This is a genomic window from Paraburkholderia ribeironis (genome assembly GCF_900019265.1).
In the GTDB taxonomy this organism is placed as follows: Bacteria; Pseudomonadota; Gammaproteobacteria; order Burkholderiales; family Burkholderiaceae; genus Paraburkholderia; species Paraburkholderia ribeironis.
On sequence record NZ_CYGX02000034.1, the window covers coordinates 36,855 to 52,427 of the forward strand.

Sequence of the window (15,573 nt, forward strand, 5' to 3'; positions counted from 1 at the left end):
TGTACGGATTATGAAGGCTTATCGTCCAATGACTCAAGTTTTAAGCTCTAGTCATCCACTGCAAGGAGAACGGTATGTCCAACATTCAATCATCCGGCACATTCAAGCTCGGCGATTTCACGGTCAACCGGCTCGGCTATGGGGCGATGCAGCTCGCGGGCCCCGGCGTATTCGGGCCGCCAAGGGATCGCGACGCGGCGCTGGCGGTACTACGCGAGGCCGTCGAATCCGGCGTCAATCACATCGATACCAGCGACTTCTATGGTCCGCACGTGACCAATCAATTGATTCGCGAGGCGCTGCATCCGTATCGCGACGATCTTGTCATCGTGACCAAGCTCGGTGCGCGGCGCGGTGACGATGCCTCATGGCTGCCCGCGTTCTCACCTGAAGATCTGACCCGGGCGGTGCACGACAACCTGCGCAACCTTGGACTCGACAGGTTGGACGTGGTCAATTTGCGCGTCATGTTCGACGTGCACGGACCCGCGGAGGGATCGATCGAAGCGCCGCTGAGTGTGCTGGCCAAACTGCAGCACCAAGGGCTCGTGCGCCATGTCGGCCTGAGCAACGTGACGCCCACGCAGATTGCGGAAGGGCGGCGCATCTGCGAGATCGTCTGTGTGCAGAACCACTACAACATCGTGCATCGCGCCGACGACGCCTTGATCGATGATCTCGCCCGCAACGGCATTGCCTACGTGCCGTTCTTCCCGTTGGGCGGTTTCACGCCGCTGCAGTCTTCCACCCTGTCCGAGATTGCCGCCCGCGTCGGTTCGACGCCCATGCAGGTCGCACTTGCCTGGCTGCTACGCCGCGCGCCGAACGTGCTGCTGATTCCGGGCACGTCATCCGTTGCGCACCTGCGCGAGAACCTTGCGGCAGCGGCGCTCGGTTTGTCGGACGATGTGGTGGTAGAGCTTGATCAACTGGGAAGCGCTGGTGCTGCCCTGCATGAATAACCGAGAGAGTTTAGTGATGCCAACTAAAACCGATTTGACTGCCAATCCCAGGATCGCAATCGTTACCGGGGGTAGCCGCGGGCTCGGCCGCAGCACGGTGCTCAGCCTCGCCAGGCGTGGGGTCAACTCGATCTTCACCTACCGTACGCATGCCGACAAGGCAGCACAGGTTGTCGATCTCGTCGGGCAGGCCGGGTGCGAGGCAGTGGCGTTGCAGCTCGACACCGGCGATGTCGGCTCCTTCGACGGATTCCTCGAACGGGTGCGCAAAGCGCTTCTCGAACTCGGGGCCAACCGGTTCGATTTTCTCGTGAATAACGCAGGCACGTCCTGCAACAAGAGCTTTGAGGACACGACCGAGGCGGACCTCGATCAACTCTATAACGTCCACTTCAAGGGCGTGTTCTTCCTTACGCAGAAGCTGTTGCCGGTGATCAATGACGGCGGCCGGATTGTCAATGTCTCGTCGGCGTTGACCCAAAGGACTCTGCCCAACCGCTCGGCCTATGGATAGTTGAAGGCCGCAGTCGAAACCCTGACCAGATACATGGCCAGGGAATTCGGGCCGCGCGGCATTACGGTCAATGTTGTAGCGCCTGGCGCTATCGCCACCGATTTCAGCGGCGGCATCGTGCGCGACGACCCGGACATCAACAAGATGGTCGCAAGCATGACACCGCTGGGCCGCGCCGGTCTGCCCGAAGATGTCGGCCCGATGATTGCCTCGCTGTTGTCCGAGGACCATCGCTGGGTGAATGGTCAGCGTATCGAGGTATCGGGAGGGATGACGCTTTGAGTTGCGGCCTTGGGTTAGGAGCAATGGTGCGGGTTGATGGCGGCAAGTAGATCAGGTTGATTCTGGCCGGATTGGCGGTCAATGCCGTGGAATTGCCTGCGGGCTGAACGACCACGTCTTTGTCATTGTTTGCTGTAAGGCTGCTGTCGTTGATCGCGTACGCGCCCACTGAACTCGATGCCGTCGCCGGCTTGTTCCACGCGAGGATCCCTGTGATCGCATCCGCCAGCGGGTCACCGTCCACGAAACCCGTCAGGGGTTTTGGGCATCAAAAATAGCCCTGAACTTTGTTTGCATCTCTGAATTCGTGAAGCCGTGCCTCAATTCCGAATCGGAGTTCAAGCGCGGCATACAGCAGCGTGCGGTGCGTTCTTTGCGACGCAAGGTTGTGAGCGCGTACCAGGCAACTGATGGCGTCTGCGCCGAAGCCGCAATCTCTCGAAACGTCTGCGCTTTCATTGTGCATGTTAGGCCTCGTCTGTTTTTATGCGGTCCGCTACATGGCGCGCGACCTCGGGCTGGGCTCAAACGTGTCGCGTTGCGCAATCGTGACACCTGCCTGTGATGCCATCGTCACCGCGTCATCGTGGATAGCAACATGCATGGGTAGCCTAAATGGGGCCGCGGCCGAATTTCGGTAGAATCGAGTGTCTTTCGGGTACCGAGAGCTTCTCGGCGGGTCAACTTTCTATAGGGAGGGGTATATGCAGCTTACTGGTATCGGCCTGTACACCTTTCATGAGGCGGCCCAGCTGACGAAGATTCCCCTCCGGGATCTCCGCCGCTGGTTGGACGGCTATTCCTACCGGGACAAGAAGCACATCCCAGTTTCCGTTGCCCCTCTCTGGGAAACGGAGCTTGCCGACGACTCTCTTGACGGCATCAGTTTCCACGACCTCCTCGAAGTACGGTTCGTGCACGCGTTTCGCAAGCATGGTGTCAGCCTGCAGGCAATACGCCTCGCCAGCCAGCGCGCCCGTGAACTTTTCGAAACGGACTATCCATTCACATCGCGCCAGTTCCGTACCGATGGCCGGACGATTTTCACGTCGGCTATGGAAGAAACCGGTGAGACTGAGCTGCTGGATCTGGTGAAACAGCAGTATGCCTTCCGGAAAATCATTGAGCCGTCGCTATACCGTGGCATCGAGTTTGGCGAGGATCAAGTCGCAGCTCGCTGGTACCCGTCTTCACGAAGCAAGGCGATTGTGTTAGATCCGTCAATCGCCTTTGGCAAGCCCATCGTCACGAACGGCGCTGTCAGAACATCGATCCTGTACGACGCGTTTATCGCGGAGGGCAACAAGAATTTCGTCGCGAAGCTCTACGAGGTGCCTGTTGCCGCAGTCGACGCGGCCGTTGCCTTCGAAGAAAGCCTGGCCGCGTGAAATTCTTTGTCGACAACAATCTCCCGCCAGCTCTAGCAAAGGCACTCCACGCCCTTTCGGAACCCTCGGATCGTTCCGTAATCCACCTGAGGGAGAAATTTCCCCAGGACACCGCTGACTCAGACTGGATCGAGTCCCTGTCCCAAGAAGGTGGCTGGTCAGTAATCACCCACGACAAGCTAAACAAGGGACTGGAACGTGAAGCGCTGCGTCGAGCTGGACTGATTGTCTTCTTTCTCGATAAGGGATGGGCAAATCACACCTTCTGGGACAAGGCACACAATCTCGTGCGCTGGTGGCCGCGGATCATTGAGCAGTCGGATGGTATCAGGGGGGGAGCCGCATTCAAGGTCCCCTTCAATTTCTCCGGTAAGGGGCAATTCGAGCAGGTTACCCTATAGACCGTCGGTTTTTGGCACACCCTTTGGGACACAAAGTAGTGTGCCAAGGTCATCGGTGTTTCTTGTAGTAACGCATGTCGTCCAAAGCAAAGTACAGGCGCCTGGGTGAAGACAGCGATAACAAATATGCATACCGGACATTTTGATAGCTACCGCTTCTACCCAAGGCCGTCGAACGTGTCACTGACGCACAAGAACTGGTGCCTCCCTTCACTCGCCAACAACCACGCTGCCAGGTTCGGGTTGACCTCCACCGGCTTGCCCTTCCCGGTGAGCAATCGTGTTGCCGCGCTCGTTCGATAGAGAACGCCGTCGTATATCTTCCGAATGTAGACGAATATTCATATAACGGGCTTCTGGAGCCCGCAAACACGTACCACGATTTCCACGCAAATTCAGACGATTGCGCGCCGTTGTCGATTCATAGCCACCACCGTCCCACATACACGTTATAAATGAGTATCGACAGTGGCAAATGAGGGAGAACAAATTCTCGTCAAACGAACGGTCGCTTAGCGAGCGGGGCCGTCATCTGGGTAATCGCGTGAGACGATGGATGAAGCGGCATGCTAGTCGAGCGAAGTCCGATGCGATAGCTCATGACCCTGAGCTGACTTTCAGGAAATTCGAAAGCGGTCACTCAAGGTTGACCGTGGTTGGCAGGCGGTCGAACGACAGGCGCTTCAATTACTACCGTGCCAAATGATCTCGTGGTATGAGCAAGCTCATGCGCCCACGCCTCACTCGGCGGGCAGTGGCGCGTTTTTGCCCGAATACAAAGAGCTCGCAGCTATGGGGAAAAAACGGACCAACTCCCTTCCGCTAGACACGATCCGACGCATGACAACCAGCTTGTGCTTGCTGCACTTCAGCCGTACCGCGAGCAAACTGGTCATCAAACCAGAACGGTGCAGCGAACAAAGCTCACCGGTCGATACCGTGGCTTGGTACGTTCCTGACCTCGCAGTCTCCACATTCCGTTTTCTTCAGTCTCGCGAAACGTAACCGAGTCTCACCAATTCTGTACCGCTACAGAACATTACCATCCGTCAAAAAAATCGCCCGGACAAGCCGGGCGCTTCCGTGATCCGATCCTGTCGGATCTTTCTACTATCTGTGGCAGCAATTTTTCATTTACTGGGCACAGTTTTCACTTTCTGTGGTATCGACAACAAATCAAACATCAATATTCCCCGCCCGCAACGCATTCGACTCGATGAAAGCCCGACGCGGCTCCACATCATCCCCCATCAGCGTCGTAAAGATCCCATCAGCCGCAATAGCATCCTCGATCTGCACACGAAGCAAACGACGTACTGCCGGATCCATCGTCGTCTCCCACAGCTGCTCGGGATTCATCTCACCGAGGCCTTTATAACGCTGCTTGGAAACGTTGCGTTCGGCATCGGCCAGCAACCACTTCATCGCATTCTTGAAGTCACTGACAGCCATGCTCCGCTCACCGCGCTTGATCACCGCCCCAACGCCAATCAACCCCTTGAACGTATTAGCGGTGTTGACGAGCTGCTGATAATCCGCAGTCAACTGGAACTCTTCATCGAGCACGGAGATCTTCTGATTACCGTGATGCGTCCGCGCAATGCGCAGTGAGCGCAGCTCACGCACCGGGTCATACATCGCTGTGACCTTCACCTCGGGCTTCAACGCGTCATCCCGCAGCTTCGCCTCGAGCGCATTAGCCGAAGCCTCGGCGGCCTGCTCGCTCGAAAGGTCGATCACAACGCCATCCATGACCGCCTCGAGCGTCCCCGCGTCATACAGCCGGCTCAGACGATCGACCACGGCTTGAGCCAGCAAATAAGCCCGAGCCAATTCACCCAACGCGTCGCCGCTAATCGGCGTAGCGTTTTCCGAAGACACCAGCTCAGACCCCTGCAGCGCAAGCTTCAGGATGTGCGCGTTGACCTCGGACTCGTCCTTCAGATATCGCTCATCCTTACCTGCCTTGATCTTGTACAAAGGCGGCTGCGCGATATAGATATAACCACGCTCGATCATCTCCGGCATCTGCCGATAGAAGAACGTCAGCAACAGCGTCCGAATGTGCGCGCCGTCCACGTCAGCATCGGTCATGATAATGATCCGGTGATAACGCAGCTTATCGAGGTTGTAGTCTTCCTTGCCGATGCCGCAACCCAGCGCGGTAATCAGCGTCACGATCTGTTCCGAAGAAAGCAGCTTGTCATAGCGCGCCTTCTCCACGTTGAGCACCTTGCCGCGCAGCGGCAGGATCGCCTGAAACTTGCGGTCACGCCCCTGCTTCGCCGAGCCGCCCGCCGAGTCACCCTCGACGATATAAATCTCCGACTTCGCCGGGTCCTTCTCCTGGCAATCCGCCAGCTTGCCGGGCAAGCCGACGCCGTCGAGCACGCCTTTACGACGCGTCATCTCGCGTGCCTTGCGCGCCGCATCGCGGGCGCGAGCCGCATCGACAATCTTGCCGCAAATGATCTTCGCGTCGTTCGGCGTTTCCAGCAAGAATTCTTCGAGCGCCTTCGCAACCACATCTTCCACCGGCGCGCGCACTTCCGACGACACCAGCTTGTCCTTGGTCTGCGCGCTGAACTTCGGCTCCGGCACCTTCACCGACAACACGCACGAAAGCCCTTCGCGCATGTCGTCGCCGGACGTTTCGACCTTCGCTTTCTTCGCGACTTCGTGATCGGCAATGTACTTGTTCAACACGCGCGTCATCGCCGCACGCAGGCCGGTCAGGTGCGTGCCGCCGTCGCGCTGCGGAATGTTGTTGGTGAAGCACAGCACGTTTTCGTTGTAGCTGTCGTTCCACTGCATCGCCACTTCCACACCGACACCGTCCTTCTCGCCGTTCACGTGGAAAATGGTCGGGTGCAGCACGCTCTTGGTCTTGTTGATGTACTCGACAAAACCCTTCACGCCGCCGACGAACGCGAAATCGTCTTCCTTACCCGAGCGCTGGTCGGTCAGACGGATCCGCACGCCGTTATTCAGGAACGACAATTCGCGAATGCGCTTGGCCAGAATGTCGTAGTGGTATTCGACATTGCCGAAGATCGTCTCATCGGCCATGAAATGCACTTCAGTGCCGCGATTCTCGGTATCGCCAATCACCGGAATCGGCGACACGGCCACCCCGCCGATCTCTTCGATCACGCGATTCTGCGGCACGCCACGGTGGAATTCCATGAAGTGTTTCTTGCCGTCGCGGCGTACTGTCAGGCGCAGCCACGCCGACAGCGCATTCACGCACGACACGCCCACGCCATGCAGGCCGCCCGACACCTTGTAGCTGTTCTGATCGAACTTGCCGCCGGCGTGCAGTTCGGTCATGACGATTTCAGCGGCGCTGCGCTTCGGATCGTGCTTGTCGTCCATCTTCAGACCGGTCGGCACACCGCGGCCGTTGTCGGTGATCGAAATGGAGTTGTCCGCGTGAATGATCACCTGGATGTCGTTGCAGTGCCCGGCCAGTGCTTCGTCGATCGAGTTGTCGAGCACCTCGAACACGAGGTGGTGCAAACCGGTGCCATCCGATGTATCCCCGATGTACATTCCCGGCCGCTTGCGCACAGCCTCCAGACCTTCGAGGATCTGAATGGACGAGGCGCCGTAGCTGTTGTCGGGCTGCGTATTGTTCGTTTCAGTCATGGATTTTTTCCGGTTCTGCGTTACTGCAAGGTTGCTGCTCGGGACTTTTCAAATCGCCATAAAAACGCCAAAGGGGCGCTGCGCCCCTTGGTGTGTTCTTGGTGTTGGACGCATCAGATGCGCATCGGCATCACCACGTATTTGAATTCATCGTTCTCGGGAATCGTGATCAACGCGCTGGAGCTGGCGTCGCCAAGGCTCACTTGCAACATGTCGACCTTCAGGTTCGCCAGCACGTCGAGCAGATACGTGACGTTGAACCCGATATCGACGTTGTCGCCGCTATACGCGATTTCCAGTTCTTCCTGCGCCTCTTCCTGATCGGCGTTGGTTGACATGATCTTCAACTGGCCCGGCTCGATGATGCAGCGCACGCCCTTGAACTTATCCGACGTCAGAATCGCCGCGCGTTGCAGCGAGCGCTGCAGTTCTTCGCGGCCAATCAGGAATTGATTCTTGTGCGACTTCGGAATCACGCGCTGGAAGTCGGGGAATTTGCCTTCCACCAGCTTCGACACCAGTTCGACCTGGCCGAACATGAATTTCACCTGCGTTTGCGCGATGTCGATCTGCAGCGTGTCGTCGATGTCTTCCAGCAGACGCTGCAGTTCCAGAATCGTCTTGCGCGGAATGATCACTTCCTGACGCGAGAACGAGCCTTCGATCTTCATCGACGAAAACGCCAGACGGTGGCCGTCGGTTGCCACCGCCATCAGCTGGTCGCCGTCCACCACCAGCAGCATGCCGTTCAGGTAGTAGCGGATGTCCTGCTGGGCCATCGAAAAATGGACCATGCCGAGCAACTGGCGGAACGTCTTCTGGGGAACCACGAGACTCGCGCCGTAGTCTTTGGCTTGCGCGACCGTCGGGAATTCGTCCGCGGCGAGGGTTTGCAGTGCAAAGCGGCTCTTGCCCGATTGCACCGTCAGACGCTTGTCGTTCAGCGTGAGCGTGACCTGCCCGTCGGGCATTGCGCGCAGAATGTCGAGGAGCTTGCGTGCCGCCACCGTGGTCGCCACCGAATCGCCGCCCACGCCGAAATCTGCGCGTGTGGTGATCTGCAACTCGAGGTCGGTCGACAGGAACGACACGTTCGGGCCGTTCTTGGTAATCAGCAAATTGGCGAGGATCGGCAACGTATGGCGGCGTTCGACGATGCCGCTCACGGTTTGCAGCGGCCTGAGGAGGTTATCGCGTTCGGTCTTGACCAGTTGCATAGGGTTCCTTCGTTGATATAACGGCCTGCGCGCCTTGCCAGGCAAGCTTTACAGCATGCCGCCCTGGCTCCCCGCCGGCGCCACGCAGCGCCCGACATGGCGTGAAATCCGCCCGCGGCCGCCGGGCGGTTAAACCTGTATTGTGCCTGAAAACGGAACCGCCTCACTAAAATGGGGGCGAGTTTGGAAATAAACAGGTCGATTTTTCCATCCGGGCCGCTCAGCCCTTCAGCGTCTGCTCCAGCACGTGCAATTCGTGGTTCAGTTGCGCGTCCTTGCTGCGCTCGTCGGCGATTTTGCGCACCGCGTGCAGCACCGTGGTATGGTCGCGCCCGCCAAACAGCTCGCCGATTTCCGGCAGGCTTTTCTGCGTCAGCTCCTTGGCCAGATACATCGCGATCTGCCGCGGCCGTGCAATATTGGCCGGCCGCTTCTTCGAATACATGTCCGCGACCTTGATGCTGTAGAAGTCAGCCACGGTCTTCTGGATGTTTTCCACCGAAATCTGCCGGTTCTGCACCGTCAACAGGTCTTTCAGCGCTTCTTTGGTCAGTTCGATCGTGATTTCGCGGCCGTGGAACTTCGAATACGCGAGGATCTTGCGCAGCGCGCCTTCCAGCTCACGCACGTTCGAGCGCAAATGCTTGGCGACGAAGAACGCGACGTCTTCGTTGAGGCTCACGAATTCCGATTGCGCCTTGCGCATCAGGATCGCGACGCGCATCTCCAGCTCGGGCGGCTCGATCGCAACGGTCAGGCCGGAGTCGAAGCGCGAGATCAGGCGGTCATCGATGCCGGAGATTTCCTTTGGATACGTGTCGCTGGTGATGATCACCTGCGCCTTGTTCGCGACCAGCGCCTCGAACGCGTAGAAGAATTCCTCCTGGGTGCGCGACTTGCCGGAAAAGAACTGAATATCGTCGATCAGCAGCAGGTCGAGGGAGTGGTAGTAGCGCTTGAAATCGTCGAACGCCTTGCGCTGGTAGGCCTTCACCACGTCGGACACATACTGTTCCGCGTGGATGTAGCGGATCCGCGCGCCGGCCTTGTCCATCAGAAGCTGGTTGCCGATCGCGTGGATCAGGTGAGTCTTGCCCAGACCCACGCCGCCATACAGGAACAGCGGGTTGTACGAGATGCCCGGATTGTCGGCGACCTGAATCGCCGCGGCGCGTGCGAGCTGGTTGGCCTTACCGGTCACGAAGTTGTCGAATGTGAGCACCGGGTTCAGCTTCGAGCGCTCGTACATCGAGTCGCTTTCGCCATTGCCGGTCGAGCCGGCGCTCTGGCCCGGACGCCAGGTGCGGCGCGCAGCCGCGGCTTCGTTCGCGTCGAGGCTGGGCAGATCAAGGTCGGCGGCGTCTTCGGCGGCGGCACGTGCGCTCGCGTTCTGCGTAGCCATTGCGTGGGTTGCGCGCGCCGTTTGCGCGGCCTGCACGGCGCCGACGGCCGCGTCCACCGCGGCCGCGCCACCCGTATTGCCGCCCATCGGCGCGGCCGAAGCCGCACGCGCGGGCGCCGGCGATGCCGCCGCGGGGGCGCGCATACCTGCTTTCGGGTCCAGCACGAATTGCACATCGATCGGGGCGTGCCAGAAATCGCGGGCCATATCCGCGATACGGCCCGAGAACTGGCTCTTGACCCAGTCGAGCTTGAAGCGGTTCGGCGCGGCGATGCTCAATGTGTTCGCAGCGGCGTCGAAGGCGACCGGGGCCAACGGTTTGATCCACGTCACGTACTGCTGGGGCGTAAGCTCACGCTCCAGCAGTGCGGAACAGTGTTGCCAGAAATCGTTCATCGAGTTGCTGTCGTTATGGTGTGCACGGCGTTCGCAGCTGCCCCCGTCGCGCGCACGCAACAAGGCCCTGAGCAGCTAGGCGGAACGGCCCCAGGCGCTCGTTCCACAAGCATTTGCGGGACAAACGAGCCGGAGCGGCGTGCAGCATTTTTGGGAAGTAAGGCGAGATTCTAACGCCAAAACGGACCCGCAAGGGAGTTATCCACAGGGACCGATCAGCTGGGGCAGCGGGCCCGGCCCGCCGCTGAACCTGGCTAAGCTATTGACGGCCAACGGAAAAGCGGTTTAAATAGCGGGTTCCGCGAAAACCAATTCAGTAAACCTCCGGCCATTGCGCTTTCAGCGATGATCGCGCGGTTTTTTTTCGATCTAGTGAGAGCAACATGAAACGTACTTACCAACCTTCCGTTACCCGTCGCAAGCGCACCCACGGCTTTCGCGTTCGTATGAAGACTGCTGGCGGCCGCAAGGTCATCAACGCACGTCGCGCGAAGGGCCGCAAGCGCCTCGCCATCTAAGGCGAGCGGATTGCGCGCTGTGACCGAAGCCCGCGGCGAAGCGGGAGCGGCTGGGGCGCAGCAACCGGGCTCGATTCCGTTGCCAGCGCAAGCCGCCTTCCCCAAAGCCGCAAGGCTGCTGAAAACGGATGAATTTTCATCCGTTTTTCGTTTGCGCCCGTGGCGTCGCACCGCGCACTTCGTGGTGTACGGCCGGCCCACCGGCAACGAAGCTCGCCTCGGCCTCGTAATCGGCAAGAAGTATGCGCCGCGGGCGGCCACGCGTAATCTGGTACGTCGAATCGCGCGTGAAGCGTTCCGGCTGCGTCGCGCGGAATTCGGCGGTTGGGATGTGCTGCTGCGTTTGCACTCGCGCTTTGACAAGAAGGCTTTGCCGAGCGCCTCGTCGCCGCCGTTGAAGGCGCTGTGCCGCAGCGAAATAGAAGCGCTGCTCGACAAGGCAGCGCGCGAAATTGTCCGTCGCGGGGCGCCGCCCGCGGAAACGCCCAGGACGGATTGACGCACAGATGACCGCCCGCACCACAGTTCCGGCCGCTCCGGCAGCCGTTCTGCGCGGGGTCGCCGGTGTTCCACGTTGCGCGGCGCAGTCCGGCCGCACCAGCCATGCAAACGGTACTCATCGCTCTATTGCGTTTTTACAAGGTTGCCGTGAGCCCCATGCTCGGCGACCGGTGCCGCTTTTATCCTTCCTGCTCCGACTACGCGCGCGAAGCAATCCAGTATCATGGCGCCGCGCGCGGGACTTATCTCGCCGCCAGGCGTATTTGCCGCTGTCACCCGTTTTCCGCGGGCGGCATCGATCTCGTCCCGCCTCCCACTTCTGAAAAGCGCTGACGCGCCATTCCATCGACACTGAGACAACGCATGGATATCAAACGCACCGTCCTATGGGTCATCTTTTTCATGTCAGCGGTCATGCTGTTCGACAACTGGCAACGCGACCACGGACGCCCGTCGATGTTTTTCCCGAGCGCCACGCCGACCAAGACCGTCGGTAGCGCCGCACCGGGAACCACGACGTCGGGAACCCAGCCGGCCGAATTGCCGGCCACCCACGCCACCGCGCCCGGCAATGCGCCGGCGGCGCAATCGCAACTCGTGAAGTTCTCCACCGACGTCTATAGCGGTGAGATCGATACTCGCGGCGGCACCGTGTCGCGCCTGTCGCTCATCAAGCAAGTCGAGGGCAAGGAGCCGGAGCACGTCATCACGCTGTTCGATCGCACCGACAATCACACGTATCTGGCTCGCACGGGCCTGCTCGGCGGCGATTTCCCGAACCACAACGACATCTTCACGCTGATGCCGAACCAGCAGACCGAACTGAAAGGCGACGAGAAATCGTTCCAGCTCAGCTTCGAGTCGGCGGAAAAAGGTGGCGTGAAGGTCATCAAGACCTACACGTTCACGCGCGGCAGCTATGTGATCGGCGTCGACACGAAGATCCAGAATGTCGGCACCGCGCCGGTGACGCCGCAGGTGTATATGGAACTGGTGCGTGACGACCAGGCGGTGGAAACGCCGCGCTTCTCGCACACGTTCATCGGACCGGCTGTCTACACGGACGAGCATCACTTCCAGAAGATGACGTTCGGCGACATCGACAAGAACAAGCAGGATTACGCGACCACGGCCAAGGACGGCTGGATCGCGATGGTCCAGCATTACTTCGCGTCGGCCTGGATTCCGCAGGAGGGCGCGAAGCGCGACATCTACGTCGAGAAGATCGATCCGTCGCTCTATCGCATCGGCGTGAAGCAGCCGCTGCCGACCATCGAGCCGGGCCAGACGATCAGCGTGTCGGCGCGTCTGTTCGCCGGTCCGGAAGAAGAGCGCATGCTCGAAGGCATCGCGCCGGGTCTGGAACTGGTGAAGGACTATGGCTGGGTCACGATCATCGCGAAGCCGCTGTTCTGGCTGCTGTCGAAGATTCATAGCTACGTCGGCAACTGGGGCTGGTCGATCGTGCTGCTCACGCTGCTGATCAAGGCTGTGTTCTTCCCGCTGTCGGCTGCGAGCTACAAGTCGATGGCGCGCATGAAGGCGATCACACCGCGCATGCAGGCGCTGCGCGAACGCTTCAAGGGCGATCCGCAAAAGATGAACGCGGCGCTGATGGAGCTGTACAAGACCGAGAAGGTCAATCCGTTCGGCGGCTGTCTGCCGGTCGTGATTCAGATCCCGGTGTTCATCTCGCTGTACTGGGTGTTGCTGTCGTCGGTGGAAATGCGCGGCGCGCCGTGGATTCTGTGGATTCAGGATTTGTCGCAGCAGGACCCGTACTTCATTCTGCCGGTCCTGATGGCTGTCTCGATGTTCCTGCAGACCAGGCTGAACCCGACGCCGCCGGACCCGGTTCAAGCCAAGATGATGATGTTCATGCCGATCGCATTCTCGGTCATGTTCTTCTTCTTCCCGGCAGGTCTCGTGCTGTACTACGTCGTGAACAATGTGCTGTCGATCGCGCAGCAGTACTACATCACGCGCATGATGGGCAAGTCGAAGGTCAAGCCAGCCTGACGTCCTGTTTGACGCGGCCGGCATCTCGCCGGCCCGGATGGCTGATGCAAGCCGGCGCTGGCCCACAGCGCATCAAAAAAACCGCCCGGTGCGAACCGGGCGGTTTTTTCATGGGCGCTCGAAATCGAGACGACGGCCTGGTTATTCTTCGGTGTCCTCGCCGTAAAAGCGCACGATCATCTCTTCGACCAGGTTGCGGTCTTTTGGCGTCAGCGACGCAATCTTCGAAGCGAGTTCAATCGTTTCCGGCGTGGGCGGGTACTTTTCGCCGCGCGCCAACGGCCTGTTGCCTGAACCCGGCGGCGGTCCGTAGTGCAGCCAATGCTCCTTGACGTTCAACCATTCGGCCAGCGTGCGCAGTTTGTCAGGTTTCGGAATCGTCGTGCCCGCGAGCCACTTGTGCGCGGTTTGCGGCGTAACAGAACGCTCGCCGTGATACCGGAGGTTGAACTGCTCGGCGAGCTTGGTCCCGCCGCGAATCTTGAGCGGCTCGAGCAGATCCCTCAACCTCTTGGCGAAGGCAGCTTTTTCTTTGTCGGTTGGCATGGGCCAGATTGTGCAATTCAGAATCCAACCAGTTGACAACCAGGCAAGCTTCGTCTTAGCGTATTTGAGATAGTTTTAGCTTGCGGTGCGCGTCGGGCCAAGCCTTTCGCGAAATTCGACCGTTGTGATCTTTTCTTTATCGGACGGCCTTTCTGGCGCTTCGCGTGTCTCAAATCGTCCTAATTTCTCTGAGATAGCGGCAGTAGTAATCGTAGCTTATTTGAGATAAATCAGAATTGTCTGGATAAAGCGACAACCGGCCCGCTCGCCGGCGACGCAGCGCGGTCGCCCCAGGCGCCCGCGTTACAATGCGTCGCGTCGCGCCGGCTTACGCTGTCCCGCCCTTCCCGCCGTTTTTTGTCACGCTCCCCATGCTCACCACCGATTCCGATCCCATCGTCGCCATTGCAACCGCGCCCGGCCGGGGGGGTATTGGCGTCGTGCGGATTTCGTTCGGCCGCGCGGCGGAGGCGGCGGCCCAGCCGATGATGCACGCGCTCACCGGCCAGACACTCGCGCCGCGCCACGCGAGCTACGTCCCGTTCCTCGACGACAGCGGCAACGCACTCGACCGCGGTATCGCGCTGTACTTTCCGGCACCGCACTCGTACACCGGCGAGCATGTGCTCGAACTGCAAGGCCACGGCGGTCCAGTCGTCCTGCAACTGCTGCTGCAGCGTTGCATCGACGCCGGCCGCGCGGTCGGTCTGCGCCTCGCCGAACCGGGCGAATTCACGCGCCGCGCATTTTTGAACGACAAGCTGGACCTGGCGCAAGCGGAAGCCGTCGCCGATCTGATCGAGGCCAGCACCGAGGCCGCCGCGCGTTCTGCGGGCCGCTCGCTCGACGGCGCGTTTTCGCGCGACATCCACGCGCTGGTCGAAGATGTGATTACGCTGCGCATGCTGGTCGAAGCGACGCTCGACTTCCCGGAGGAGGAAATCGACTTCCTCGAAGCGGCCGATGCGCGCGGCAAGCTCGCGCGCATTCGCGAGCGTCTCGCGCATGTGTTGAGCGAAGCGCGGCAAGGAGCGCTGTTGCGCGAAGGCTTGTCGGTGGTGCTGGCGGGCCAGCCGAACGTCGGCAAGTCGTCACTGCTGAACGCGCTGGCCGGCGCGGAGCTGGCGATCGTCACGCCGATCGCCGGCACCACGCGCGACAAGGTCGCCCAGACCATCCAGATCGAAGGCATTCCATTGCATGTGATCGACACGGCCGGCCTGCGCGACACCGAGGACGAAGTGGAGAAGATCGGCATTGCACGCACCTGGAGCGAGATCGAGCGCGCCGACGTGGTGTTGCATCTGCTCGATGCCCGCACCGGCTTGACGGTCGAGGACGAGGCGATCGCCAGGCGCTTTCCCGGTGGTGTGCCGGTGGTACGGGTAATGAACAAGACCGATCTGACCGGCATTGCGCCAGCGACGCAGGCGCTCGACGCGGACCTCGATCTCAGCGAGGTCCGCTTGTCGGCAAAGCAGGGCGACGGCGTCGCGCTGCTGCGCGACGAGTTGCTGAGGATCGCGGGCTGGCAGGCGGGCGCGGAGAGCGTGTACCTCGCGCGTGAGCGGCATCTGATTGCGTTGCGCGCCGCCGAAGAACATCTGGCGACGGCCGCGGCGCATGCCGATCAGAACTCGCAAGCGCTGGATCTGTTCGCCGAGGAGTTGCGGCTTGCGCAGGATCAGTTGAATTCGATCACCGGTGAATTCAGCTCGGACGACCTTCTCGGCGTGATTTTCAGCAGGTTCTGCATCGGCAAGTAACGATGGCGTGCGT

Annotated in this window: 12 protein-coding genes and 1 pseudogene; 9 read left to right on the forward strand and 4 right to left on the reverse strand. The window is 60.1% G+C overall.

The genetic code is table 11. From position 1 onward, the window contains the following. Nucleotides 1–74: 74 nt before the first annotated feature. The 4 genes and pseudogenes from BN2475_RS16140 to BN2475_RS16155 all read left to right on the forward strand — a co-directional run bounded on the left by BN2475_RS16140 (nucleotide 75) and on the right by BN2475_RS16155 (nucleotide 3,547). On the forward strand, nucleotides 75–962 hold the full coding sequence (locus BN2475_RS16140) for an aldo/keto reductase family oxidoreductase (protein WP_094780509.1): 888 nt from the start codon (nucleotides 75–77) through the stop codon (nucleotides 960–962). A gap of 16 nt (nucleotides 963–978) precedes the next feature. Further along, nucleotides 979–1,758 (forward strand): annotated as a pseudogene (locus BN2475_RS16145) (SDR family NAD(P)-dependent oxidoreductase). A gap of 704 nt (nucleotides 1,759–2,462) precedes the next feature. Next, on the forward strand, nucleotides 2,463–3,146 hold the full coding sequence (locus BN2475_RS16150; RefSeq protein ID WP_094780617.1) for a DUF433 domain-containing protein: 684 nt from the start codon (nucleotides 2,463–2,465) through the stop codon (nucleotides 3,144–3,146). Continuing rightward, complete coding sequence (locus BN2475_RS16155; protein ID WP_094780510.1) at nucleotides 3,143–3,547, forward strand: PIN-like domain-containing protein; 405 nt, start codon at nucleotides 3,143–3,145, stop codon at nucleotides 3,545–3,547. The genes BN2475_RS16150 and BN2475_RS16155 overlap by 4 nt, the downstream gene beginning before the upstream one ends. Before the next feature lie 1,176 nt (nucleotides 3,548–4,723). Here the strand turns inward: BN2475_RS16155 and gyrB are convergent. The 3 genes from gyrB to dnaA form a co-directional block, all read right to left on the reverse strand. Beyond that, a complete protein-coding gene (gyrB, locus tag BN2475_RS16165) occupies nucleotides 4,724–7,195 on the reverse strand; it encodes a DNA topoisomerase (ATP-hydrolyzing) subunit B (protein WP_094780512.1) in 2,472 nt (823 codons plus the stop codon). A gap of 113 nt (nucleotides 7,196–7,308) precedes the next feature. Further along, the gene (gene dnaN, locus BN2475_RS16175) at nucleotides 7,309–8,412 is read right to left on the reverse strand and encodes a DNA polymerase III subunit beta (RefSeq protein WP_094780513.1); all 1,104 of its coding nucleotides are present in this window, start codon (nucleotides 8,410–8,412) and stop codon (nucleotides 7,309–7,311) included. 220 nt (nucleotides 8,413–8,632) lie between these two features. After that, on the reverse strand, nucleotides 8,633–10,210 hold the full coding sequence (gene dnaA, locus BN2475_RS16180; RefSeq protein WP_218023698.1) for a chromosomal replication initiator protein DnaA: 1,578 nt from the start codon (nucleotides 10,208–10,210) through the stop codon (nucleotides 8,633–8,635). A gap of 383 nt (nucleotides 10,211–10,593) precedes the next feature. Here dnaA and rpmH point away from each other — a divergent pair, with 383 nt between their 5' ends. The 4 genes from rpmH to yidC all read left to right on the forward strand — a co-directional run bounded on the left by rpmH (nucleotide 10,594) and on the right by yidC (nucleotide 13,248). After that, entirely contained in the window at nucleotides 10,594–10,728 is a 135-nt protein-coding gene (gene rpmH, locus BN2475_RS16185) for a 50S ribosomal protein L34 (protein WP_004198824.1), read from the forward strand. A gap of 19 nt (nucleotides 10,729–10,747) precedes the next feature. Further along, the gene (locus tag BN2475_RS16190; protein WP_094780618.1) at nucleotides 10,748–11,227 is read left to right on the forward strand and encodes a ribonuclease P protein component; all 480 of its coding nucleotides are present in this window, start codon (nucleotides 10,748–10,750) and stop codon (nucleotides 11,225–11,227) included. Between the two features lie 104 nt (nucleotides 11,228–11,331). Then, nucleotides 11,332–11,562 (forward strand): membrane protein insertion efficiency factor YidD, encoded by a 231-nt coding sequence (gene yidD / locus BN2475_RS16195; RefSeq protein ID WP_084585410.1) that lies wholly within the window; start codon nucleotides 11,332–11,334, stop codon nucleotides 11,560–11,562. A 30-nt stretch (nucleotides 11,563–11,592) separates the two neighbouring features. Further along, a complete protein-coding gene (yidC, locus tag BN2475_RS16200; protein WP_094780515.1) occupies nucleotides 11,593–13,248 on the forward strand; it encodes a membrane protein insertase YidC in 1,656 nt (551 codons plus the stop codon). A gap of 141 nt (nucleotides 13,249–13,389) precedes the next feature. Here the strand turns inward: yidC and BN2475_RS16205 are convergent, their stop codons facing one another. After that, nucleotides 13,390–13,794, reverse strand: a complete 405-nt coding sequence (locus BN2475_RS16205; RefSeq protein ID WP_094780516.1) for a transcriptional regulator — start codon at nucleotides 13,792–13,794, stop codon at nucleotides 13,390–13,392. Between the two features lie 371 nt (nucleotides 13,795–14,165). Between BN2475_RS16205 and mnmE the strand changes: the two genes are divergently transcribed. Continuing rightward, complete coding sequence (mnmE, locus tag BN2475_RS16210) at nucleotides 14,166–15,560, forward strand: tRNA uridine-5-carboxymethylaminomethyl(34) synthesis GTPase MnmE (protein ID WP_094780517.1); 1,395 nt, start codon at nucleotides 14,166–14,168, stop codon at nucleotides 15,558–15,560. Nucleotides 15,561–15,573: the final 13 nt, after the last annotated feature.